The sequence below is a fragment of the Rhodococcus xishaensis genome, from assembly GCF_004011825.1.
In the GTDB taxonomy this organism is placed as follows: domain Bacteria; phylum Actinomycetota; class Actinomycetes; order Mycobacteriales; family Mycobacteriaceae; genus Prescottella; species Prescottella xishaensis.
On the sequence record NZ_RKLO01000003.1, the window covers coordinates 338444 to 361801 of the forward strand.

Annotated in this window: 25 protein-coding genes and 1 tRNA gene; 8 read left to right on the top strand and 18 right to left on the bottom strand. The window is 65.2% G+C overall.

Annotated elements, in window-relative coordinates; all coding sequences use genetic code 11:
- Positions 1-10: 10 nt before the first annotated feature.
- Together EGT50_RS08950 and mca are read right to left on the bottom strand one after the other, a co-directional pair.
- On the bottom strand, positions 11-316 hold the full coding sequence (locus EGT50_RS08950) for a hypothetical protein (protein WP_127953175.1): 306 nt from the start codon (positions 314-316) through the stop codon (positions 11-13).
- Positions 316-1194, bottom strand: coding sequence for a mycothiol conjugate amidase Mca (gene mca, locus EGT50_RS08955; RefSeq protein WP_127953179.1), 879 nt, complete (start codon positions 1192-1194; stop codon positions 316-318). The genes EGT50_RS08950 and mca overlap by 1 nt, the downstream gene beginning before the upstream one ends.
- A gap of 201 nt (positions 1195-1395) precedes the next feature.
- Between mca and EGT50_RS08960 the strand changes: the two genes are divergently transcribed.
- Both EGT50_RS08960 and greA read left to right on the top strand, forming a co-directional pair.
- Positions 1396-1821, top strand: coding sequence for a DUF4307 domain-containing protein (locus EGT50_RS08960; protein WP_127953181.1), 426 nt, complete (start codon positions 1396-1398; stop codon positions 1819-1821).
- A gap of 249 nt (positions 1822-2070) precedes the next feature.
- On the top strand, positions 2071-2565 hold the full coding sequence (gene greA / locus EGT50_RS08965) for a transcription elongation factor GreA (protein WP_127945053.1): 495 nt from the start codon (positions 2071-2073) through the stop codon (positions 2563-2565).
- A gap of 73 nt (positions 2566-2638) precedes the next feature.
- Here the strand turns inward: greA and EGT50_RS08970 are convergent, their stop codons facing one another.
- The 3 genes from EGT50_RS08970 to EGT50_RS08980 form a co-directional block, all read right to left on the bottom strand.
- Positions 2639-3970, bottom strand: a complete 1332-nt coding sequence (locus EGT50_RS08970) for a C40 family peptidase (protein WP_127953183.1) — start codon at positions 3968-3970, stop codon at positions 2639-2641.
- A 109-nt stretch (positions 3971-4079) separates the two neighbouring features.
- Entirely contained in the window at positions 4080-5222 is a 1143-nt protein-coding gene (locus tag EGT50_RS08975) for a cystathionine gamma-synthase (protein ID WP_127953185.1), read from the bottom strand.
- Between the two features lie 62 nt (positions 5223-5284).
- Positions 5285-6670 carry a cystathionine beta-synthase gene (locus EGT50_RS08980; protein WP_127953187.1) on the bottom strand — a complete coding sequence of 462 codons (1386 nt, stop codon included), beginning with the start codon at positions 6668-6670 and terminating at the stop codon, positions 5285-5287.
- 279 nt (positions 6671-6949) lie between these two features.
- On the opposite strand from EGT50_RS08980, the gene EGT50_RS08985 reads away from it, so the two are divergent.
- Positions 6950-8167: an acetyl-CoA C-acetyltransferase gene (locus EGT50_RS08985; RefSeq protein WP_127953189.1), complete on the top strand. Its 1218-nt coding sequence runs from the start codon at positions 6950-6952 to the stop codon at positions 8165-8167.
- Between the two features lie 256 nt (positions 8168-8423).
- Here EGT50_RS08985 and EGT50_RS08990 read toward each other — a convergent pair whose 3' ends face one another.
- Complete coding sequence (locus EGT50_RS08990; RefSeq protein ID WP_206615786.1) at positions 8424-9254, bottom strand: Bax inhibitor-1/YccA family protein; 831 nt, start codon at positions 9252-9254, stop codon at positions 8424-8426.
- 242 nt (positions 9255-9496) lie between these two features.
- Between EGT50_RS08990 and EGT50_RS08995 the strand changes: the two genes are divergently transcribed.
- A complete protein-coding gene (locus EGT50_RS08995; protein ID WP_127953194.1) occupies positions 9497-9835 on the top strand; it encodes a hypothetical protein in 339 nt (112 codons plus the stop codon).
- A 4-nt stretch (positions 9836-9839) separates the two neighbouring features.
- On the opposite strand, the gene EGT50_RS09000 is transcribed toward EGT50_RS08995, so the two are convergent.
- Positions 9840-10973 carry a class I SAM-dependent methyltransferase gene (locus EGT50_RS09000; RefSeq protein ID WP_127953196.1) on the bottom strand — a complete coding sequence of 378 codons (1134 nt, stop codon included), beginning with the start codon at positions 10971-10973 and terminating at the stop codon, positions 9840-9842.
- 178 nt (positions 10974-11151) lie between these two features.
- On the opposite strand from EGT50_RS09000, the gene EGT50_RS09005 reads away from it, so the two are divergent.
- Positions 11152-11493 carry a GNAT family N-acetyltransferase gene (locus EGT50_RS09005; protein ID WP_127953199.1) on the top strand — a complete coding sequence of 114 codons (342 nt, stop codon included), beginning with the start codon at positions 11152-11154 and terminating at the stop codon, positions 11491-11493.
- 121 nt (positions 11494-11614) lie between these two features.
- Here EGT50_RS09005 and EGT50_RS09010 read toward each other — a convergent pair whose 3' ends face one another.
- Together EGT50_RS09010 and EGT50_RS09015 are read right to left on the bottom strand one after the other, a co-directional pair.
- Positions 11615-11881 (bottom strand): CagY family CD-EC repeat-containing protein, encoded by a 267-nt coding sequence (locus EGT50_RS09010; RefSeq protein WP_127953202.1) that lies wholly within the window; start codon positions 11879-11881, stop codon positions 11615-11617.
- 396 nt (positions 11882-12277) lie between these two features.
- Entirely contained in the window at positions 12278-13186 is a 909-nt protein-coding gene (locus EGT50_RS09015; RefSeq protein ID WP_235870657.1) for an alpha/beta hydrolase family protein, read from the bottom strand.
- 386 nt (positions 13187-13572) lie between these two features.
- On the opposite strand from EGT50_RS09015, the gene EGT50_RS09020 reads away from it, so the two are divergent.
- Both EGT50_RS09020 and EGT50_RS09025 read left to right on the top strand, forming a co-directional pair.
- A complete protein-coding gene (locus EGT50_RS09020; RefSeq protein ID WP_127953927.1) occupies positions 13573-14484 on the top strand; it encodes an SDR family NAD(P)-dependent oxidoreductase in 912 nt (303 codons plus the stop codon).
- 149 nt (positions 14485-14633) lie between these two features.
- Positions 14634-15041: a DUF1330 domain-containing protein gene (locus EGT50_RS09025; RefSeq protein ID WP_127953205.1), complete on the top strand. Its 408-nt coding sequence runs from the start codon at positions 14634-14636 to the stop codon at positions 15039-15041.
- A 21-nt stretch (positions 15042-15062) separates the two neighbouring features.
- Here the strand turns inward: EGT50_RS09025 and EGT50_RS09030 are convergent, their stop codons facing one another.
- Complete coding sequence (locus EGT50_RS09030) at positions 15063-16604, bottom strand: DHA2 family efflux MFS transporter permease subunit (protein WP_127953208.1); 1542 nt, start codon at positions 16602-16604, stop codon at positions 15063-15065.
- Positions 16570-17004, bottom strand: a complete 435-nt coding sequence (locus EGT50_RS09035; RefSeq protein ID WP_408014630.1) for a MarR family winged helix-turn-helix transcriptional regulator — start codon at positions 17002-17004, stop codon at positions 16570-16572. Before EGT50_RS09035 ends, EGT50_RS09030 begins: the two co-directional genes overlap by 35 nt.
- Before the next feature lie 385 nt (positions 17005-17389).
- Here EGT50_RS09035 and EGT50_RS09040 point away from each other — a divergent pair, with 385 nt between their 5' ends.
- The gene (locus EGT50_RS09040; RefSeq protein WP_127953214.1) at positions 17390-17770 is read left to right on the top strand and encodes a HicB family toxin-antitoxin system; all 381 of its coding nucleotides are present in this window, start codon (positions 17390-17392) and stop codon (positions 17768-17770) included.
- Positions 17771-17911: 141 nt separating this feature from the next.
- Here the strand turns inward: EGT50_RS09040 and EGT50_RS09045 are convergent.
- From EGT50_RS09045 to EGT50_RS09075, 7 genes are all read right to left on the bottom strand, one after another.
- A tRNA-Leu gene (locus tag EGT50_RS09045) sits at positions 17912-17985 on the bottom strand.
- Positions 17986-18064: 79 nt separating this feature from the next.
- On the bottom strand, positions 18065-19021 hold the full coding sequence (locus tag EGT50_RS09050; RefSeq protein WP_127953217.1) for a Ppx/GppA phosphatase family protein: 957 nt from the start codon (positions 19019-19021) through the stop codon (positions 18065-18067).
- Positions 19018-19554: a DUF501 domain-containing protein gene (locus tag EGT50_RS09055; protein ID WP_127953220.1), complete on the bottom strand. Its 537-nt coding sequence runs from the start codon at positions 19552-19554 to the stop codon at positions 19018-19020. Before EGT50_RS09055 ends, EGT50_RS09050 begins: the two co-directional genes overlap by 4 nt.
- Positions 19551-20054 (bottom strand): FtsB family cell division protein, encoded by a 504-nt coding sequence (locus EGT50_RS09060; protein ID WP_127953223.1) that lies wholly within the window; start codon positions 20052-20054, stop codon positions 19551-19553. Before EGT50_RS09060 ends, EGT50_RS09055 begins: the two co-directional genes overlap by 4 nt.
- 212 nt (positions 20055-20266) lie before the next feature.
- Positions 20267-21562: a phosphopyruvate hydratase gene (gene eno / locus EGT50_RS09065; RefSeq protein ID WP_127953226.1), complete on the bottom strand. Its 1296-nt coding sequence runs from the start codon at positions 21560-21562 to the stop codon at positions 20267-20269.
- Between the two features lie 203 nt (positions 21563-21765).
- Complete coding sequence (locus EGT50_RS09070; protein WP_408014621.1) at positions 21766-22488, bottom strand: lytic transglycosylase domain-containing protein; 723 nt, start codon at positions 22486-22488, stop codon at positions 21766-21768.
- 180 nt (positions 22489-22668) lie between these two features.
- On the bottom strand, positions 22669-23355 hold the full coding sequence (locus EGT50_RS09075) for a MazG family protein (protein WP_127953231.1): 687 nt from the start codon (positions 23353-23355) through the stop codon (positions 22669-22671).
- Positions 23356-23358 lie beyond the last annotated feature (3 nt).

Here is a 23358-nt window from a genome sequence, read left to right on the forward strand (position 1 = left end):
GACCCCTCCCCTAACTCGCCGGTCTCGCAGGCGGATCGTTCTCGGTGGGCCGATCCTGCTCGGTACTCGTGGCGCCGCGGTCCGTGCCGTCGTCGGCCGCCTGATCAGCCTCCGGATTTTCCGGCTGGAATGTATCCGGCAGCTTCTTCAGCTGCTTGTTCATCGACCGGACCAGCAGGACCGTGCCGATCAGTAGCGCCACGATGAGCACCAAACCCAGCGGCGAAGCCTTGCCGAACTCGGGACCCGACGGGTTGCTCGGGGTACCCTGCGCGAGAAATTCCCCCGCCAACGTCGTCATTGCCAACGTCGTCATCACTGCGTCTCATCCTTCGAAATGCCCGCGAAGAAGTCGTCCTCCGGGATGGCCGTATGCACCCGTGTCTTGGCGAGTTCGAACTCCTCTGTCGGCCAGATCTTCTGCTGAATATCCAGCGGTACGGCGAAGAAAGAGCCGTTCGGGTCGATCTGCGTGGCGTGGGCGCGTAGGGCGTCGTCCCGCTGCGGGAAGAAGTCGCCGCACTGGATCTGCGTCGTCACGCGCGCCATCAAGTCACCCTGCTCGGTCTTCCACTTCGCGAGCCACTCCGCCATGGGGAACTCCTCCCCACGACGCTCGTACTCCTCCTTGAACAGGACCAGGCGTTTCCGAATGAAGCCGTGGTTGTAGTAGACCTTCTTGACCTCCCACGGCCTCCCGGCATCGGGGAACTGCTCGGGGTCAGCCGCCGCCTCGAACGCGGCCATCGAGACCTCATGGCACTTGATGTGGTCCGGGTGCGGGTAGCCGCCGTTCTCGTCGTACGTGGTCATCACATGCGGACGGAAATCGCGGATCACCTTCACCAGCGCCGCGGTGGGCACCTCGAGCGGCTCGAGCGCGAAGCACCCCGGGGGCAGTGGCGGCGTGGGGTCACCTTCCGGCAGACCGGAGTCGACGAACCCGAGCCACATCTGCTGCACCCCGAGGATGCGGGCGGCCTCGGCCATCTCCTCACGACGCACGTCATGCATCCGCTCGCGGATCCCAGGCACGTCCATCGCGGGGTTCAGAATGTCTCCACGTTCACCGCCCGTCAGGGTTACCACCAGGACCTCGTTGCCCTCGCTGGCGTAGCGAGCCATCGTCGCAGCGCCCTTGCTCGACTCGTCGTCGGGATGGGCATGAACGGCCATGAGTCGGAATCCGCTCACGTGTGTCTTCACCTCAGCTTCGCGTGTCACCGTCGTGGCGTGTCACCTGTAGCGGTCGACCGCCACCTCGTGCGGCGCCTGGTCGTCCTTCCCCTATAGTTCCACCTGGCACCCACAAGGGTCGGTCGTACCCCTGCTACGCACGGTATCCCGACCCCGACGGCCCATTGTGCACCACCGAACCCGCTCGAGAGCGAAGTGATGAGCAGTACACCTCCCACCGACCGTTACGGATCCGCGCCCAGAACACTTCGGTCGGGGACCTGGGTCAAATGGGTGCTCACGGGGCTGGTGGTTGTCGCCGGCATCGGCATCGCCTTCATTGGCTACAACAAGTTCGCTGTCAACGAGATCGAGGGAAAGCAGATCTACTTCGACATCATCGACAACCGCACGATGGACATCGAGTTCACCGTCACCCGCGACGACCCGTCGCAGCCGGCGGTGTGCATCATCCGCACCCGTTCGAAGGACGGATCCGAGACCGGTCGCCGCGAGGTGTACATCGCACCATCGACGGATTCGACGGTCAAAGTCACAGCCCCCGTCCAGGCCTCGCAACCACCGGCGATGGGTGATCTATACGGATGTAGTCTGGACGTCCCAGGCTATCTCCACGCGGGCTGAGGACCGGACCGACCGGTCCTTGTTTCGCGGTTCGACGGCCCGTCGCGTGCTAAAATGGATCGATGCACGGTTCCACTGGAGCCGTGTATTGCTGCATTGACGGCAGGACGAGTCTGCTCACGAGGTAGGCGTGCTGGGGGATCTTCGCCACGGACTGGAACGGCCTGCCCGTTGGTCGTTGCTGTTCGCAGCGATCTGCCCGGGGGGAGAACAGCACGAGGGCTTCGACTTACGAAGGAGTGATCGACAATGACCGAGACCCAGGTGACCTGGCTTACTCAGGAGTCTCACGACAGGCTCAAGGCTGAGCTCGACCAGCTCATCGCCAATCGTCCGGTCATTGCCGCCGAGATCAACGAACGCCGCGAGGAGGGCGACCTCAAGGAGAACGGCGGCTATCACGCTGCGCGGGAAGAGCAGGGCCAGCAGGAGGCGCGCATTCGCCAACTGCAGGAATTGCTGAACAACGCGAAGGTCGGCGAGGCTCCGACGCAGTCGGGCATAGCGCTGCCCGGCTCGGTCGTCAAGGTCTACTACGACGGCGACGAGACCGACACCGAGACGTTCCTCATCGCGACCCGCGAGGAGGGCGCCCGCAACGACAAGCTAGAGGTCTATTCGCCGAACTCCCCGCTGGGCGGCGCGCTTATCGACGCCAAGGTGGGCGAGACTCGGGAGTACACCCTGCCCAACGGCAGCCTGATGAAGGTCACTCTCGTCAGCGCGGAGCCGTACCACGCCTGATCGGAGACCGGTACGAGGAACCCCGGCTCGGGCAACTTGCCCGGACCGGGGTTCTCGCGTTCCGGCGGCCTGGTCAGAGCACCCGGCGCGCCTTCACTTCCGCTAGGACGGGGCCGATCTTGACGACCTCACCGAACGTCGGGGCGTGGACCATCAGGCCGTTGCCCATGTAGACACCGACATGGCTGGGACCGTCCTCCTGCCAGTTGCCGAACACCAGATCGCCAGGCTGCGCGGCGGCTATCGGGACCTCGGTGCCGACCCCCCACTGTTCCTCCGACGTGCGCGGCAGGACTATCTTGCCGCCGCTGGCCGCGAACACGGCCGCCGACGTCAGACCCGAGCAGTCGAACCCGCCCATCGTGGGTCCGCTGATGTCCCCACCGCCCCACACGTACGGCAGGCCGAGGAACCGCATCGCCAGTTGGACGGCCGCACCGCCGATCCCGGCAGTCGGCAGGTTGATGTCGAGGCTCGAGTTCGCGAACGGCGACAGCAACGTCTCGAACTGCTCCTCGGATCCGCGGATCGCCTGGACGTACGGGCCACTCTGGTCGGCGGCGTCATCGATGCCGGACGGGACACCGCCCGCCTTGCGGACCGCGCGGGTGCCGGCGTTGAACGCGGCGAGTGCGAGGTCGAGGGTGTCGCCCGCGACCAGGCCCTCCTTCTTCCAGGTGTCCATCTGAGCGTAGTTGTCGCACAACATGTGTCCGGCCGCCATGACGGAATCGGCAACACCGAGAATCTCGGCGGTGCCGTCACCGTCGGCGTCCCTGCCGTACTTGGACCACTCGCTGGGCATGAACTTGGCTGGGCCGCGACCGCCGGCGAGTGACACAGGCGCCGTCGGACCGTAGCGGAAGTCGTTTTCCACGGCGAACAGCGCCGCCAGGGTAGGCGTGTTGACGCCGTCGCAGATCTCCCCCGCCTTCTTCAGCCACGGCGCGAACACCGCGACCGAACCCACCTGCCCCAGAGTCATGTTCGGCGGCAGGATCGCAGGAAGGGACGCTAGCTCGCTGCTGCCGACCGCGGGCACCGTCACAACCGGGCCGGCAATGGGTGCGGGCACCCGAACGACCGGTGCAGCGGCCGCCGGTGTGGCATGTTCCGGAGATGCTTCGGCTGCAAGGGCTTCCGGCGTCGGGGGATCAGGGACCCGGACGCCGGGAATGGTCGACGCGAAGTCCACGAGAGCCCGCTCGGCCTGCGGCCGCACCTCCGACGGCAGCAACCCGATCAGGCTGTCGACTTGCTCTCCCAAATCGGGCGCTAGCTGATCGATGGCCTGAATCGTATCGGCGGCATAATCTTTGACGGGCACTGGAACATCGGTTCCCTGTATTGCTGCAACTGCTGCTGCGGTGATGGCCACGATAATGGCTGTGGGATCCAATGACATTCACCGTTCCTGGACTCGTGCGTTGTTCTGAGAACACACACGGTATCGGGCAATCCGACTGTCGCGGGCGAGATTCGGGAAACACTCGGCCCTTCGAGTCGGAAGCCGATCAGCCCAGAGCCTGCTCGATGTCGGCAAGCAGGTCCGTCGCATCTTCGATGCCCACGGACAGGCGCACCAGGTCCTCCGGCACCTCGAGTGCGGAACCAGCGGTGGACGCGTGCGTCATCGCACCCGGATGCTCGATGAGCGACTCGACGCCGCCGAGTGACTCTGCGAGCGTGAAGATCTGCGTGCGTGCGCAGAAGTCGAGCGCGGCCTGCTTGCCGCCCTTCAACCGCACCGAAATCATGCCTCCGAAGCGGCGCATCTGCTTGGCCGCCACCACATGACCGGGATGCGACTCCAGACCCGGGTAGGTGACCTGGCCGATCGCCGAGTGCCCCGACAGCAGATCGACGATCTTTTCGGCGTTGTCGCTGTGCCGTTCCATACGTAGTGCGAGGGTCTTGATACCGCGCATCGTCAAGAACGCGTCGAATGGACCGGGCACCGCACCCGCGCCGTTCTGCAGGAAGGCGAACTTGGCGTCGAGGTCCTCGTCGCTGGTCACGAGCGCCCCGCCCACCACATCGGAGTGCCCACCGATGTACTTGGTCGTCGAGTGCAGCGCGATGTCCGCGCCCAATGCCAGTGGTTGCTGCAAGTACGGTGACGCAAAGGTGTTGTCCACCAACAACTTCGCCCCAGCCGAGTGCGCCACCTCTGCGGTCGCTGCGATGTCGCCGATGTTGAGGAGCGGGTTTGTCGGCGTTTCGACCCACACAAGCTTGGTGCTCGGACGGATCGCGGCGCGAACCGCATCGACATCGGACACCGCGACCGGGGTGTACTCGATCCCCCACTGTGTGAACACCTTGTCGATGAGGCGGAACGTGCCACCGTAGGCGTCATCGGGGATGACCAGATGGTCACCGGGACGCAACAACGACCGCAGGACACAATCCGTGGCCGCCATCCCGGATCCGAACGCCCGCCCGAACGTGCCCGACTCGAGTGCGGCCAGGTTGGCCTCGAGCGGCTGACGCGTCGGGTTGCCGGTGCGCGCATACTCGAACCCGCCCCGCATGCCACCGACACCGTCCTGCGCGAACGTCGAACTGGCATAGATCGGTACGTTGACGGCGCCGGTCTGCGGATCGGGCTCGTATCCGGCGTGGACGGCCCTGGTGGAGAAACCCTGCTCACTCATGCCGACCAGCCTAGCGACCGCCTTCTACTACCGAATCCGCGATGTACCCGTCCAACCGACGGTCAGGCTCCGGAACTGAGGAACCCGAGCAGGTCGTGTCGGGTGATGACCCCGGCCGGCTTGCCGTCGTCGACCACCATGAGGGCGTCGGTGTCACCCAGGGCCTTCGTGGCAGCCGACACCGGCTCCTGCGCACCGATCATCGGGAACGGCTTGGACATGTGCTTCTCGACCGGGTCTGCCAGCGCCGCGCGGCCCTCGAAGACCGCGCTCAGCAGGTCTCGCTCGGACACGCTGCCCGCGACCTCGCCGGCCATGACCGGCGGCTCCGCCCCGACGACGGGCATCTGCGAAACGCCGTACTCGCGCAGGATCTCGATCGCATCGCGAAGCGTCTCGCCCGGATGCGTGTGCACCAGGTCGGGAAGCTCACCGGACTTGCCGCGCAGCACGTGCCCGACGGTCGGCTCGGCGGCGTCACCGGTGAGCGGGGTGCGCAGGAAGCCGTAGGAAGCCATCCACTCGTCGTTGAAGATCTTCGACAGGTAGCCGCGGCCGCCGTCCGGCAGCAGCACGACCACGAGCGCGTCCGGACCCTCACGCTTGGCGACCTCGAGGGCCGCGACGACAGCCATACCGCAGGAGCCGCCGACCAGCAGACCCTCCTCGCGGGCGAGGCGGCGCGTCATATCGAACGAGTCTGCGTCGGACACAGCGATGATCTCGTCGGGCACGCTCGGGTCGTAGGCGCTGGGCCAGAAGTCCTCGCCGACACCCTCGACCAGGTACGGCCGGCCGGTGCCGCCCGAGTAGACCGAACCCTCGGGATCGGCGCCGACGATCTTGACCTTGCCGCCGGAGACCTCCTTGAGGTAGCGGCCGGTCCCGGTGATGGTGCCGCCCGTGCCGACACCGGCAACGAAGTGCGTCACCTTGCCGTTCGTGTCGCGCCAGATCTCCGGACCGGTGGTCTCGTAGTGGCTGTCCGGGCCGCCCGGATTGGCGTACTGGTTGGGCTTCCACGCGCCGGGAATCTCCCGTACAAGACGGTCGGAGACGCTGTAGTAGCTGTCGGGGTGGTCGGGTGCCACCGCGGTCGGGCACACCACGACCTCGGCCCCGTACGCACGCAGCACGTTGCGCTTGTCCTCGCTGACCTTGTCGGGGCAGACGAACACGCACCGGTAGCCGCGCTTCTGCGCGACCAGCGCCAGGCCGACGCCGGTGTTGCCGGACGTGGGTTCGACGATTGTGCCCCCGGGCTTCAGCTCGCCCGACGCTTCGGCGGCGTCGATCATCTTGACCGCGATGCGGTCCTTGGAGCTGCCGCCCGGGTTGAGGTACTCGACCTTCGCCGCAACCGACCCGTAGCCCTCGCCGACCACGGAGGACAGCTTGACGAGAGGGGTGTTGCCGATGAGGTCGACGACATGATCCGCAATGCGCATGGTCCCATGTTCCCAGATCGGAATCGGACACGCCGACCGGATCGGGACAAGCCGGTTCGTCCAGGGGTGCCCCTGCGCGCGGTGGGCCGGGTGCCTGTCCCCACACGATGCACAATACATTTCGGCATGGGGCCTGTTTCTCCAGTTCACAGGCTGTTCGCGGCCCTGAAACCCGCGTGAAGTCGTTCCTGCAGGCCGAGCTGGGAGGTGGCCCGTTGAGATCTCACAGCGGCAACGTAAGTTCAATGATCGAAGAGACCAATCGCAGAAGGAGTTCCCATGCCCGAGGCAGTCATTGTCTCCGTTGCCCGCTCGCCGATCGGCCGTGCCATGAAGGGCACGCTGGCCGGCATGCGTCCAGACGATCTCGCCGCGCAGATGGTCGCCGCCGCGATCGCCAAAGTCCCCGAGCTCGATCCCGCCGAGATCGACGACCTGCTCCTGGGCTGTGGCCTGCCGGGCGGCAAGGCCGGGTTCAACATGGGTCGTATCGTGGCCATCAAGCTGGGCTACGACACCCTGCCCGGCACCACCATCACCCGCTACTGCTCGTCGTCCTTGCAGACCACCCGCATGGCGCTGCACGCCATCAAGGCCGGCGAGGGCGACGTCTTCATCTCCGCCGGTGTCGAGTCCGTGTCGAGTTTCGCGGCCGGAAACTCGGACTCCCTGCCCGACACGAAGAACCCGTTCTTCGCCGACGCCATGGAGCGCACCACGGTCGCCGCACAGGGCGGCGTGCAGTGGCACGACCCGCGCGAGGACGGAATTGCCCCCGACGCATACATCGCGATGGGCCAGACCGCCGAGAACGTCGCACAGCTGACCGGCATCACCCGCGAGGAGCAGGACCAGTGGGGCGTCCGGTCGCAGAACCGCGCCGAGGAGGCCATCAAGGCAGGCTTCTTCGAGCGTGAAATCACCCCGGTCACCCTCGAGGACGGAACGGTCGTCAGCAAGGACGACGGCCCGCGCGCCGGCGTCACCTACGAGGCCGTCAGCCAGCTCAAGCCGGTCTTCCGCCCCGACGGCACCGTCAACGCAGGCAACTGCTGCCCGCTGAACGACGGCGCGGCCGCGCTGGTCATCATGAGCGACACCAAGGCCAAGGAACTGGGCCTGACCCCGCTCGCCCGCGTCGTGTCGACCGGCGTCTCGGGCCTGTCGCCCGAGATCATGGGTCTGGGCCCGATCGAGGCCACGAGGAAGGCCCTGGCGCTGGCCGGCAAGACGATCAGCGACATCGACCTGTTCGAGATCAACGAGGCCTTCGCCGTGCAGGTCCTGGGCTCGGCCCGCGAACTCGGCATCGAGGAGGACAAGCTGAACGTCTCCGGAGGCGCGATCGCCGTCGGCCACCCGTTCGGCATGACCGGCGCTCGCATCACCGCGACGCTGCTCAACAACCTGCAGACCCACGACAAGCAGTTCGGCGTCGAGACCATGTGTGTCGGCGGCGGCCAGGGTATGGCGATGGTGCTCGAGCGCCTCAGCTAGTCCGCTAGTCCTCGAGCTCTAGTCCTCGAGCGTCCGCGAACGGGCGGTCTTCTGGCAGGCCACTTGGCCGATGCTCAGAAGGCCGCCCGTTCGTCGTCAGGTGGGGACGCCGGCCGCCGGAGCTGGTCGCTTCCCTGCGCTCCGTGCGAGCCTGCCGAATGGGGTTGTCCCGCAGGCTCCAACGGCGAACGGGCGGTTCTCCGACCGTCGGCCGTGTGGCCCGTCGGAGAACCGCCCGTCGTGAGGCGCTGTGCGACTAGTCGCTGTTGAAGTAGCTGAGCAAGCGCAGAATCTCGACGTACAGCCACACCAGGGTGACGGTCAGACCGAGGGCGATGCCCCACGCCGCCTTCTCCGGCGCCTGGGCGCGGATCAGCTGGTCGGCAGCGTCGAAGTCGAGCAGGAAGCTGAACGCTGCGAGAGCGATGCACACGAGGCTGAAGATGATCGCAACCATGCCGCCGTCGCGCAGGCCGAATCCGCCGTCGGTGAAGAAGCTCGCGATCAGGTTGCCGATCATCAAGACCACGACACCGATGAGCCCACCGATGATCATGCGGGTCAGGCGGGGGGTCACGCGGATGGCACCGGTCTTGTAGACGACGAGCATGCCGAAGAAGACGCCGAACGTGCCGAGAACGGCCTGTCCGATCAGCGTGGATGCCGCCACTCCAGCAGCCTCGGCCTGTGCGCCGAAGACGAACGAGAGCGCGCCGAGGAACACACCCTCGCACGCCGCGTAGGCGAGCACGATGGCCGGGTTGTCCATCTTGCGGCCGAACGTCGCGACCATCACGAGGACAAAGCCGATGAGGCCACCACCGATGACGAACGGCATCGCGAGGGTCGGGTCATTGCCGACGAGCAGGTACGAGACGATCGCCGTCAGCGTAAGCACGCCGAGCGTGATCCCCGTCTTGGTGACGACGTCATCGATCGTCATCGCCCGCTGCGATGTCTGAGGCTGCTGACCGTAACCGTATTCCTGGGGTATCTGCGCGGCACCTGGCTGCGCAGATCCGAATGTGGCGTATCCGCCTTCCTGCTTGGGCAGGTTGCGGAACACCGGGTTGCTGGTGGTGCGCACCGTGCACATCCCTTCTCGTGGTCGTCGATCAAGCCCTGGAGGCCCGTATCGGCCGGGCATCCGGCATCGCTGTCCGTAGAACGTCCTACGCGGAACGGAAAGTTCCCGCACCACGCGACCGAGTTGGACATTTCGGACTGTACCGGGCGTTCCGCTGCGGTCACTATACGAGGACCGGAACAAACGGTATCGCTTGTGCCCTCGATCAAGCGAGAAATCGCACAACGGCAGACAATGGAGACATGGGAATCGAAGATGGGGCCGGCGGGACCTTGAACGTCAGCGAGAGCCTCGATTCTGACGAAGTGTGCAACGCCGATGGCGACGATGTGGTCGACGCACCCGACTCATGGAGCGAGGCCGACCGCTTCGGCACCACCCTGCGTGAGGCCGAGCAGGGCGAGAGTCTCGAACAGCGCCTCGCCGAGGAGGAGCCGGACGTCCTGATGTCCGATGAGGAACCCGAGGACGACGACGAGCTACAGGGCGCCGAGATCGTCGACGGCGTCATCGTGGAGGACCTCGGTCTGCACCGGGGCCAGGTCGACGGCGATGCGGCGGCAGGTGGACCTGTGGCGTAGCTGTCTACCGCACTCGGGTCGACCGGGTGACGGTGAATTTCGCGCTGCGCCCCATCTCCTCAGTGGGCCCGACGGCGCGCCCCAACGCTCCCTTGTAACCGAGATGCGAGTTGAAGACGGTCCATAGTTCCCCGCCAGAGCGCAGGACCCGCCCGGCGGCTGCGAACATCTTGCTCGCGCTTCCTGTGTGCACAGCCGCACCGACATGAAACGGCGGGTTGCAGACGATCAGGTCGACGCTCGCATCAGGCAGCGAGTCCAACGCGTCATCACGGAGCGTGCGGACCCGGTCGCCGACACCGTTCGCTCGGGCGGTCGCCGCTGCCGACGCAACGGCGGCGGCGGACTGGTCGCTCGCGATGACGGACGCCGACGGCTGCGCCTTCGCCAGGCTCACCGCGAGGATGCCCGTACCGCACCCAAGGTCTACCGCGGTCTCGGCCTCCCGCATCCGCGGCAGGAACTCGAGCAGGAACCGAGTGCCGATGTCGAGCTTGGAGCCGGCGAACACCGCTCCGTGCGCGACGACGTGCAGTTCGAGATCATCTAGGCGCTCCACGACCGGAAACCGCGGCGACTCGGCAAGTTGTAGCGGTGAGTCGGCGATGAGCACCCGCGACTTCTGCCGACCCAGCGTCGCTCTCACGTTCTCGAACGACCGCCGCAGCACGTCGTTCATGGCGTGGGTGATGTGCTTGTTTCGTCCGCCGGCGTAGACGACGACATCCGGGGCGGCGTACCGGGCGACGGCGTCGGCGATCTCGTCGAGATCGTCGAGCCCTCGGGGCAACTGCATCAGCACAACTCGCGCCCCGGCGAGTAGATCCTCCCCCAGCGGCCCCGGCCGGTAGCAGCCGGACAGTCCGACAACTTCGGCATTGTTCTCCAACGCCCGTTCTCCGGTGAGCCGATCCTGATACACACGAATATCTTTCGCACCGAACCGGATCGCGCTTCCGAGGGTCAGCGCACCGTAGTGGTCGCCTATCACGACGACGGTGCCGGTTGGCGCGCTGCCCAGTGCGCCGGATGCCTCGTCGAGTATCAGTCGGTCGGCCGCGTCGACGGCGAACAGATTGGGCGCCTCGACGTCGGGGAAGCGCCGCATCCGGCTGAACAGGTCTTCGACGGAGAGCATGACGACAAGTGTCCTCGATACTCCGATCCGCTCGGCATTCGGCCCATCGGCGGAACTGGGACTGCACTGCATCCCCAGCCCGACCCCGAATCGACCCGCTGCCCCGGTGCGGGCTGCGAAGATAACGGGGTGCGGCTAGATGGACCCAGGTCACGGCTGCGACTCCCGAGGAGGGATCATGACCGACGAACGCGACGCCGAACTCGAGGTTCATCCGTTGTCTGCGTCACTCCGCTACGAGATACGCGTGGGCGATGAACTGGCGGGGTTCACTGAGTTCGTCGACAGCGGCGAACAGCGGATCTTCTTCCACACCGAGGTTGACGAACGCTTCGCTGGACGGGGACTCGCAAGCACGTTGATCCGCACCGCTCTCGACGACGCCACCTCCCGCGGCAGGCGCATCGTGCCGATCTGTCCGTTCGTCGCAGGCTTCCTCGACAAGCACCTGGAGTTCGTCGAGTATGTCGACGCGGTGACTCCGGCCGCACATCGAACCGTCTTGCAGTTCCGGACCTGACGCACAACCGCTCAGTTCCCTGCTCGGCAGCGGTCTGGAACTCCCGAACGACGGAGCTGACCAAACATGAACACTGGTGCTCTACACGAACATTCGGTTCCCACCCGCCACCTCCCCACGGTCAGCTGCAGGCACTCTTCTCTTCGGGTGTGTCAGCGTTCCTGATGCACTCCGTGTAGGCGTTCCAGTCATTGGATATCTGTGTCTGCTCATCCCCGAACTGCTCGATGGTGGCAAACACAATCACAATGCCAACGAGCCCGCCGATCATGGCTAGAACACCCAGAAGGACACCAGACATACCATCCTTCTCATTGGCCTGCTGCGTCGGCGACTGTCGGCCCTGCACCATCTGCGCACCTGGGTACTGCGAGAACTCGTCGGTCATCAGAAACCTCTCGTTTGCACAATGATTCACACTCAACCGACACAGGGAAGAATCAAGGCAACATGCCACTACATCATCTGTGCGAACGAGAATCCCCCCACGGATACCGACCGCCCCACGTCGTTGACCTTCAATGTATACCGCAAATCGGACAATTCCCGGGCAAACCGGACGACCCCAGCGGGGCTGCTGGAATCCAAACTGTGCGGATTCGACGGTAGCGGAAGTGGCGTTTGCAGAAGTTGGTCGTGTTTCACTACGAAACCCTTTGCAGGGCTGCGTGTTCGATCTGTTTCGTAGTTGTCGAGGTCGGTGTAGGTGCTCGTTTGCCCCATCGGCGCCCGCCCAGCATCTTGTCTTGAGCGTGCTCTCTGGTGCGGCGTGAGGGGATTCGGGCTATGGGTGGGTGTTGTACCAGTCGATCATCTTTTCGGGGTGTTCGGCGAAGTAGGTGTAGCCGTGATGGCGGATTGACGTGTCGCCTATCCAGAACATTTCCTTGTCCACGGCGGGGATGGCGTCGTAGATCGCTTGGACGTCGGCCTCACGGGTCATGAGGTCGTCGCGGACTTGCACGACGAGGGTAGGGATCGTCACGGCGGTCGCATAGCGGGTCATGTCGTAGTCGTCGACCGTGAAACTGGTCAGAAGTTGGATGGCGGTTTCGAAGTGTCCGATGGCCTCGGGTGCTCCCATCGCTTCCAGGGCGCGCTCGGCAAAGCTGCGGCCGGTCAGTGGCTGGATGGCGATCATGGAGCGCACGCCGTCGAACTCTGCGGGTCTATGGGCCATGGCGACGAAGGTGGAGTCGGCGCCGATGCACATGCTCTGCAGCGAGATCGCCATGTCTTTGGTGTCAGGGCGCGATCGGATGTAGCGCAGGGAGCCGATGACGTCGCGCCATTCGATCAGTCCGGTGGCGCAGATGCCACCGGCCCCGGCTGAGCTGAGGCCGTGGTTGCGCAGGTCATAGGCCAACACGTTGTAGCCGGCCTCGTGGAGGGCCTTGTACTTGGGCAGGAAGTCGACCTCGACGCCGTTGGAACTGTTCCAGCCCTCCAGGTGGCCGGGGTAACCCTGCCGGTTGGCCGGGCCGAAGTGGTTGCAGATCACGACGCGCTCGGAGTCCGCGGGAATCAGCCATCCCTCCAGCACGGTGCCGTCGAGCGCAGGAAAGAAGATGTCCTCGTAGTCGAGACCAACGCTGTCGGGACGTTTGAGGATCGGGGTTCGTTCGGGGAACGCCAGGCCACGTGCGACCATCTCAGCGATCTGGGCTCCTGTGGGTGCTGCGGTGTCGGTCATTGCGGTTCTCCCCAGTACGGCATGAGCATTGACACGTCTTGTCGTACACGCAGTCAGTGGATGGCGAGTGAATCATCAGCGGTCTGCTGATGCCCAGCAGTCGACTTCGTTTCGCCACGCGACGGCAATGTTGGTGCCAGGCAGGGTCAAAGGCGGCCCCCACATTGTCCGGTCCGGTCGGTGTCGAACGGCAGCTTGTACGCGCAGCCTTGTCGACTGCCAGCTTGTGAGAATCCCGATCCCGCAGAAGCTTCCGGTGACAAGTGTGGCGTTGGAGTCTCCCCTTGACTGCCGACATGCTGCACCTGGCCAGCTGGCGCGCCATCACTAATATATACATGACAGCCCGTCAGATACAGGATGGCAGTGAAGCAAGGGGGATCGCCATGAAGTGGACCGCCGCCGATGTGCCCGATCAATCCGGCAGGGTCGCCATCATCACCGGCTCCAACACCGGCCTCGGCTACGAGACCGCCGCCGTTCTCGCAGGTAGGGGAGCCAACGTCGTCTTGGCGGTGCGCAACCTCGAGAAGGGCAAGCAAGCGGCGGATCGCATCAAAACGGCCAGTCCTGACGCCACCGTCACGCTGCAGCAACTCGACCTGACCTCACTGGAGAACATCCACGAGGCTTCCGAGGAGCTGCGCACCAACCATCCACGCATCGATCTGCTGATCAACAACGCGGGCGTCATGTGGACGCCCAAGGACACGACAAAAGACGGCTTCGAGTTGCAGTTCGGCACGAACCACCTTGGTCACTTCGCACTCACCGGCCAACTGCTCGAGAACATGCTGGCGGTCGAGGGTTCGCGGGTCGTGACGATCAGCAGCCTGGGTCATCGGATTCGCGCCAAGATTCACTTCGACGACCTGCAGTTGGAGCGGAACTACAACCGGGTGGTTGCCTACGGGCAAGCCAAACTGGCCAACCTGATGTTCACCTACGAGCTGGCGCGCCGGCTCGAGGACAAGGACGCCGAAACGATTGCGGTGGCTGCTCACCCCGGCGGCTCCAACACCGAGCTCACCCGCAACATTCCGGGCATCGTCAGGCCACCTCTCGAAATGCTGTCAGGACTAGTGGCGCAGAGCGCAGCCATGGGTGCGCTGCCGGCGTTGCGCGCGGCAACCGATCCCGGCGTGCGGAACGGCCAGTACTACGGCCCGGATGGCTTTCGCGAGATGCGCGGCCACCCGAAACTCGTTGACTCCAGCGCACAATCACACGATGCTGCCATCCAACGCCGGCTCTGGGGCGCCTCCGAAGAGCTGACCGGCATCTCCTACCCTGTGTAGCAACGTCTACTACCCCGCCGAGGAGTGCAACCACAGCCTGGCTGCACTCGCCATGCCATCGACATTCCTCGGGAAGATCTCACAATGGTGAGGCGGGAACAACGGCTATTGCCGCGGAACACGGCATGACATGGTGAGGAGCTCGGGAAATGCAGGTCGAAAATGCTGTCTACCCCAGCGTTGAACGCATCGGGGCGCTGAGTGCGGTCGAGTCCGGGGAGCCGATCGTGATGCTCAACCTACTCAGGTTCCGTGACAAGGCGGTCTATAGCGATGGCCGCTCGACAACGCTGACCGGGCGTGAGGCGTACCAGATATACGCCACCGCGATGCAGAAGGTCGTCGAGGAGAACGGCGGAAGGTTTGTGTTTGGCGGACAGATCGATTCGTTGGTGATCGGCGATGTCGAAGATATGTGGGACTTTTGCGGCCTGGTCGAATACCCCTCAGCTGCAGACTTCGTCCGGATCGCCATGTTGCCTGAGGTGGCTGAGATCGGCGTCCACCGAACCGCCGGCCTTGCGGGTCAACTGCTGATACGCGTAGCCCAGATGTGACGTTGGAGAGCACGGCGAGAATCAGTGCATCATGACCGTCCGGGCGCCTTCGGCCTCGAGGTCCGGGGTCTCAGATTTCTTGCGTGGCAGCATGAACGCAGGGATGAAAGTCAGCAGGATCAGAACCGCCGCGACAACGAATGTGTTGCCGAAGGCGTCGGCGAGCTGTGAGAACGCGTTGGCCAGTACCGGTGGCGGCGTCTGCGCGGCGATCTGAGCTGCCTCCGGCGTATCGCCACGCGACGCGACCGCCAGTCCAGCGGTTCCGTGACTCAAGATCTGATTCGTCAGGACAACCGACATCACGGCGGCGCCGATCGAGGTCGCTGTCTGCTGCACGATGTTGACCAGCGTCGAACCACGCGCCACCTGTTCATGGGAAAGCGTCACGAGCGCCGCGGTCATCAGCGGCATCATCGTGCAGCCCATTCCCAAACCCATCACGAACAGGGCACCCATCAGCAACCACGTCGAGGTATCTGCTGCCACCTGAGTGAACACAACCAGTCCGACGAGGGTCAACGGCAACCCGGTGAGCACGATCTTGCCCGCACCGATCTTGTCGACGAGCCACCCGGCGACCGGCATGGTCAGCATTGCGCCGATACCCTGCGGCGCCATCAATAGACCGGCGCCCAGCGTGTTGTGCCCACCCACCTGGATGAAGTAACTCGGGAACAACAGTCCGGCGCCCATGAACGCGACGACGAACATCAACATGGTGATCACCGCGACGGTCAGCTGCCGATCCTTGAACAGATGCAGGTCGATCAGGGGATGGTCCTTGCTGAGCGCGTGTAGCACGAACGCGACGATCAGCGTAAGTCCGATTGCACCGGACACCAACACCCGAGCCGAGGCCACCGTTCCGACATCCGGGATCGACGACACACCGAACAGGAACGTCGCCAAACCTGGTGAGAGCAACAGCATTCCGAGGAAGTCGAACGGCTCCGAAGGCGATGGCTCGTCGGACTGCAGAATGAAGTAGGCGGCGACCATGGCAGCGACGCCGATGGGCGGGTTGATCAGGAAGATCCAGTGCCAGCTCGCGACCTCTATCAACCAGCCGCCGAGGATAGGGCCACAGACCGGGCCGAGCAGCACCGGGATGCCGAGCACCGCCATGACCCTTCCCACCCGGTCTGGCCCCGCAGCCCTGGTAAGGATCGTCATGCTGAGGGGCATCAGCATGCCGCCGCCGAGCCCCTGAAGAACACGGAACCCGATCAGCGAGGTGATGTCCCACGCCATGCTGCACGCCACGGACCCGAGTACGAACAGCGCCAACGCCGTTATGTAGAGGCGCTTGGTCCCGAAGCGGTCCGCCGCCCACCCGGTCAGGGGAATGACGGCCGCCAGCGCGAGGGTATACGCGGTCATCGTCCACGCGACGGTGGCGTATGAAGTGTCGAATTCTCGCGTGAACGTCGTGAGCGCGACGCTGACCACAGTCACGTCGAGGATCGACATGGTCGCACCGAGTACCACGACGGCCGCGATCTTGAGGACCCTGCTGTCCAGTTTGTCAGGCGCCGCGGGCGCCTCCTTCGGAGATGTCATAGCCCTTCTCCTGGTTGAGTTCTCGCAGGGCATTCGCAGCGAGGACAGGTTTCAGTGCCTCGATCAGTCGAGACCGGTCGCTCTCCGGAATCAGCGACGCGAAACGACGCAGCTGCTCACGCCGGTGTTCGATGTGCCGGGTCGCTGCCGCGCGACCTGCAGCGGACAACGACACCCGCTTGATGCGCCGGTCACGCTCGTCTTCCCGGCGAACGACCATGCCGAGCTTCACGAGTTGATCGATGTTTCGACCCGCTGCAGCCATCGACAGCCCCAGCTTCTCCGCAACCTCGTTGATCGGAAGCGGTTCGCCGCGATGAGCCAACGCGAAGAGGATCCGCACCTGCGAAAAAGTGAGGTCCAAGTCGAGGAGGTTGTCCACCAACTCTCCCTCGTTCATCACCTGAGCGAAGATGTCGTTGAAGAGTTCGAAGAGAAGATCAGCAGTGGTGTCGGACACACTGAAATGCTAGCGCTCGCGCAACTATTTGCAATAGCGCAACCATTGATCAAACACAACTATTGTGTAACCGAATTGTCGGCGTCTGTGCCACGTCCGATCGAGGCCTTCGAAAAGTGTCTATTCGCCTTGACTAAAATGCGTCTAGTCGGTTAGACAACTCATGGGTCGCGGAACAGTCACCCGAGGAGATTCAGAAGCGACTCGACGAAGCGGGTTCGCGCCAGGACGAACGTCCGGGTGCCAGACCTTCTCGACCGACCCCAACGGTGCATCGATCACGTCGCCCGACGGACAACGCCCGCTCCACCAAAGGAACAGGACCATGACCAACTACCGCGTCAAAGTCACCCGCGAAGGCAAATGGTGGAGGGTCTCCATCCCCGGACTCGACGGGCTCACACAAGCACGCCGCATCGGCGAAACTGAGCAGATGGCACGCGAATTCATCGCCGTCACCACCGGGACACCCATCGAAGGCGTGGCCGTCGACGTCACCATCGACGTCCCCGGTGTAGAGGACGCCGGCGACCGCGCCGACGAGATCCGCCGTGAACGCGCCGAAGCAACCGCGATCGAGGCCCGCGCGGTCGCCGAGTCCAAGCAGCTTGCAAAGGAACTCGCGGCCAAGAACATTCCGGTCCGCGATATCGGTGAGATCCTCGGTGTCACGTTTCAGCGTGCAAGCCAGCTCGTGAACTCCTAGTAGCCTCCTTCACGCTCTCGACGTACGCGCAATCACGGGATCCCGCACTCCTGCTGGCCGCAAGTTCCGCGCCAGTTGTGACAATCCGTGACAATTCTGGCTCGTAGCGAGCGGTGACCATGAAGAATTGTCCCTGGCCAGTGCCCCCAGTGGGACTCGAACCCACACTTTGCGGATTTTAAGTCCGCTGCCTCTGCCAATTGGGCTATGGGGGCCCACCAACAACCAGCCGCCTCCGGTGGCCACGACTATGGAAGCTCGGAAACAGTCTAGGCGGAATGGTGATGAGCTAGTTCACGCCCTACCCTTCGACACCGACATTGCAATCCCGTCGAGGATGTCGTGCTCACTCACCACGAGTTCGCCGATACCAGCGCGTCGTGAGAGTTCTTCTGCCAGAACGACCGTAATGAGCGCGCCACCACCGATCACATCGACCCGGCCAGGGTGCATCGGGCCCAGCTCGGCGCGCTCGTCGTGCGTCATCGTCACCAGGCGATGCGCGACGTCGTGCAGCTGCTCGAGACTCAGCCGTGAGAGGTGGACGCGGTCGGCGTCGTACTCCTCCAGATCCTGGGCGACAGCCAAGAGCGTCGTCATGGTGCCGGCAACCCCGACCCACGTGTGAGCCTGCTCGACGGGAACCTTCTCGAACGCCTCGGTGAGGCGTTCCAATGCGAATTCGTTTGCAGCGGAGACCTGCTCGGAAGTCGGGGGGTCGTCGTGCAGGCAACGCTCGGTCACCCGAACACAGCCCACATCGGTAGAGCAGGCAGCGTGAACACCCGTGTCGTCGCCCAACACGACCTCGGTCGATCCGCCGCCGAGGTCGACCACGACGAAGGGCCCATCGGCGGGGTCGAGTTCACCGACCGCGCCGGCGAATGACAGTCGCGCTTCCTCATCGCCAGTGATGACTTCGGCCTCAGCACCGACGATTACCGCGCCCAGCACCTCTCGGGTCATCGCGAAGAACTCTTCACGGTTTGTGACGTCCCGAGCGGCCGAGGTCGCGACCATCCGCACCGCCGTCGCGCCGGTCTCACGAATGATGTCGGCGTACTCACTCAGGGCGACGCGTGTGCGCTCGATCGCCTCAGGAGCGAACGCACCGGTCGCGTCGACACCCTGCCCAAGCCGCACGATCCGCATCAACCGTGTCACGTCGGTCAATCGACCGTTCTCGTCGGCTTCTGCGACGAGCAGGCGGATCGAGTTGGTTCCGCAATCGATCGCGGCGACCCTGGTCACTCGCGGTCCCCGGGTGCCGCGGAGCCGACGTACTCGGGCCAGTCTGCCGGAATCGCGGTGCCCCGCAGTCCGCTTCGCGCAGCGAGCGCGACGGCCTCGTCGCCGAGCGGGTTGAGTCCCGGCCCCTTCGCAAGTGAGTGCGCGATCAGAACGTGCAGGCACTTGACCCGGTCCGGCATACCGCCGCCACTGAAATCCGTTCCCAGCGAGTCGATTTCATTACGCTCAGCCAGGTAGGACTCGTGTGCCTGGCGGTATGCGGCCGCGAGGTCGGAATCGGTGCCGAGCCGCTCTGTCATCTCACGCATAACGCCCGCGGACTCGAGTCGGCTGGCCTCCGCGGTAAGCCGAGGGTCGGTGAGGTAGTAGAGCGTCGGGAACGGGGTCCCGTCAGGCAGCCGCGGTGCCGTCTTGACCACTCCGGGCTGCCCGTCCGGGCACCGGTATGCGATCGCGAGTACGCCACGCGGAACACGACCCAACTGGGTCGCCACTGCATCGAGATCTTCCTGGGGGACGGACGATTCGCTCACCCGGTGGGTACTCCTGGTTCTTCTGGTACGGGAGCCGGCACTACGGGGGCCTCCGGCAGAGTTCCTCGTTCGGGCTCGGTGGTGGGAAGCGGTCCGGCGAGCCGCTGCCACAGGTCACTGTGCCAGGCCCCGGTCGACGGCGGTGGCGGCGGCGCCTCCTCCTCCGGCGGCTTGTAGTCACCCGGCAACTGCACCTTGTACGGCGTCTCACCCGGCCGTACGAGGCCCAACCGCTCGCGCGCCTGCGCCGCGATCCACGCGGGATCGTCAATCTGTTCCTGTTGACGCTCCAACTCGAGGAGCTCTTGCTCGAGGTCCTGTTGCTCGGAGGCCAGTCGATCAGCCTCGGCGCGCTGGCTGAGGTACGTGCGCATCGGCACCGCAAGGGTGAGGGCTAGTGCGCAGATCACCACTCCGAGAACGACGGCCCGCCCGGTCGAGAGCCCGAAGAATGTGCGCTCCGGCTTTGCCGGGGCCGCTGCCTGTCCGCTCCTTGGCATCGTGCGAGCACGGGACGAGGTAGCGACGGCTTCACGCCCACCGGCCGTGCCCGCGTCAGCGTCGGCCGGTTGGGCGCGGTCGGTGGCTGCGGCAGGAGTACCGGAACGGATCCGCCGGGGCCGACGCGACACCCGATCCGATCCGGAACCGCGGCGAGCGGGCCGCCCACCCGGAGAGGGGCGACCCGACCGCGACCGACCGCGCTGACTCATCAGCCGGCGGCACCCTCGAACGCGAAGCGTGGGAAGGCCAGCTCACCTGCATACCGGGCCGCGTCGCCGAGGAGTTCCTCGATGCGCAGCAGCTGGTTGTACTTAGCGACACGCTCACTCCGAGCGGGCGCACCTGTCTTGATCTGGCCGCTGCCGACCGCGACGGCCAGGTCGGCGATCGTCGTGTCCTCGGTCTCGCCCGAACGGTGGCTCATCATGGTCTTGTAGCCGCTGCGGTGCGCGAGGTCGACGGCATCGAGGGTCTCGGTCAGGGTGCCGATCTGGTTGACCTTGACGAGCAGAGCGTTCGCAGCCCCCTTGACGATGCCGTCCTCGAGGCGTTCCGGGTTGGTGACGAACAGGTCGTCCCCGACGAGCTGGATCTTGTTGCCGATCTGCTCGGTGAGCGCGACCCAGCCGGTCCAGTCGTCCTCGCTCAGCGGGTCCTCGATGGAGACCAGTGGGTACTGGCCGAGCAGCTGCGCGTAGAACGCACCCATCTCCTCCGCGGTGCGGATCTTGCCCTCGAACTGGTAGCCGCTGCCCTCGGTGTAGAACTCCGTGGCCGCGACGTCGAGCGCCAGTGCGATGTCGGTGCCCAGCTCGAGGCCGGTCTTGGCAATGGCCTCGCTGATCAGGTCCAGAGCCTCGCTGGTACCGGCGACGTCGGGAGCGAAGCCACCCTCGTCGCCGAGGCCGGTTGACAGGCCCTTCAGCTTCAGGACGGACTTGAGCGAGTGGTACACCTCGGCACCCCAGCGCAGCGACTCCCTGAAGGTGGGCGCACCGATAGGCGCGACCATGAATTCCTGGACGTCGACGCCGGTATCTGCGTGTGCGCCGCCGTTGAGAATGTTCATCATCGGCACAGGCAGCACGTGCGCGTTGGGACCGCCGACGTAGCGGAACAGGTCGAGATTCGAGGCCTCGGCAGCGGCTCGGGCCACGGCTAGCGACGCGCCCAGGAGTGCGTTCGCGCCGAGACGGGACTTGTCCGGCGTGCCGTCGGCGTCGAGCAGGGCCTGGTCAACGGTGCGCTGCTCGGTGGCGTCGAGGCCGATGATGGCGGGCGCGATCTCGTCCAGGACGGACTCGACGGCCTTCTGGACGCCTTTGCCCAGATAGCGGTCGCCGCCGTCGCGCAGTTCGACGGCCTCGTGCTCGCCGGTGGACGCGCCGGACGGAACGGCGGCGCGCGAGAAGGTGCCGTCTTCGAGGAGGATCTCGACCTCCACCGTGGGGTTGCCACGGGAATCGAGGATCTCGCGAGCTCCTACCTGCTCAATGGTGGCCACGGATGGTTCTCCTTCGGCGGCTTCGATCGGCTGCTGCCGGCGGCGGGACGAGTGCCGTCCGGACAGGCAGCGTCTGGTTTTCTATGGGCGAGCGGCCGGCTGGCCGCCTGTTGCGGCGGTCGTAGGCCGCCGAATGCATAGTGCCAGGTCCGAGCCTAACCGGAGTAACCGACTCCTGCCCCGAGGCACGCCCGCCACGCAGGTCACCTTCGCACGCCGACCGAATAGGCCGCCGCACGCTCGCGAACGTCGAGAAGGTACTCGCCGGACAGGTTGTAGGCCATGAGGGCCGCGGTCCACCCGTCCTCGGTAGTCAGGTCGCCGCCACGGGCGCACAGGTATCGCGCGGCGGTGAGGGCCGCGTCGTCGATGTTGTCCGGGTCGACGACACCGTCTCCGTTCGCGTCGACACCCCAGCGTGCCCACGTCTCGGGAATGAACTGGAGGGGGCCCATCGCACGGTCGTGGGTGGCGTCACCGTCCATCGCGCCGCCGTCGGTGTCCGGGATGTCTGCGACGCCCGCCGAACCGTCGAGGGGGACTCCCCGGATAGGCGGGTTCACCTGGCCGTCGCTATCGACGTGTGCACCACCATAGGTGCCGTGCTTGCTCTCGACCGCGCCGATGCCGGCGAGTGTTGTCCAGCCGAGGCCGCAGGCGGGCCTGGTCGCGGCCATCACCGCGGCCGCGTAACCGTAGGCCTCGAGCGCGGTCGACGAGATCGCCAGGCTCTCCGACAGCGGAGCTGACCAATCGTGCAGCAGGTTCGCAGTCCTTCCGGGTGCATTGACGTCGATCGAGGGCAGCGGTGCGCCCGGTCCCGGCGGGATGCCGTCGGGTATCTCGATACGCGGCGAACGCCGATCGAGCTCATCGAGCCTCGAGGCAAGTGCGAGGACAACGACCCCGACGAGTACCGAAGACATCAGAACCAAGAAGGATCGGAACCGGCGCCGCGGCCTGGGTGGCATCCGGTGCGGTTGCCGTCCCGCTCCGTACGCCCTGGGAATCTGGTACGTGGTCGCGGCTTGTCTCGTCACGACGTCCATCATCCAGACCACAAGGGCGCGGCGCGTCGCGGTCTACGCCGGGTAGGGCCCCAGCCCTCAGCCCGACCAGTAGGTCCGCCACGCCGCGGCGTCGAGTCCACCCCACGGGACACCGTCAGCGTGCGCAGCGGACTCTGCGGCCCGGATGTCTGCGACGAACCGCAGTGTCGCCTTACGCAGTTCGTCCTCCGCGCTGGTCGGTTCGCCCAGTCGCACCACCCGCAAATCGTCGGGTACAAGCTCGTCCGGCAGCCCGGCCTTGCGGGCCCGCGACATCACCTTCTCGGCCAGTGCCAGCGCGGGCTGCTCGAGCGCGATGCCGTCGACGCAGGATTCCCGCTCCTTCTCGGCGGCCTTGCGGACCTCCCACGCCCTCTCCTGCTCGGCGATGTCCACCGGTCCTGCGATGTCGTCCGCCAGGTGCGGACTGCGGTGGGCGAGCTTCGCGATGAGCGTGGCGGCGACGTCGTCGACCGTGAACTCCCCAGCTGCCTCCGCGATCCTGGAATGAAAGAGGACCTGTAGCAACAGATCTCCAAGTTCCTCGCGGACCAGCTCCGGATCACCATCCTGGATCGCGTCGAGTAGCTCGTACGTCTCCTCGAGCAGGTAGGACCGCAGCGAGTCGTGAGTCTGTGTCACCTCCCAGCCACCGAAGCCCCACAGACGGTCCATCACCTCGACGGCCTCGACCAGCGCGTCACCCATGCGCCAGCCCTCCGGGCGCTCGTCTCCGGCACCCATCCG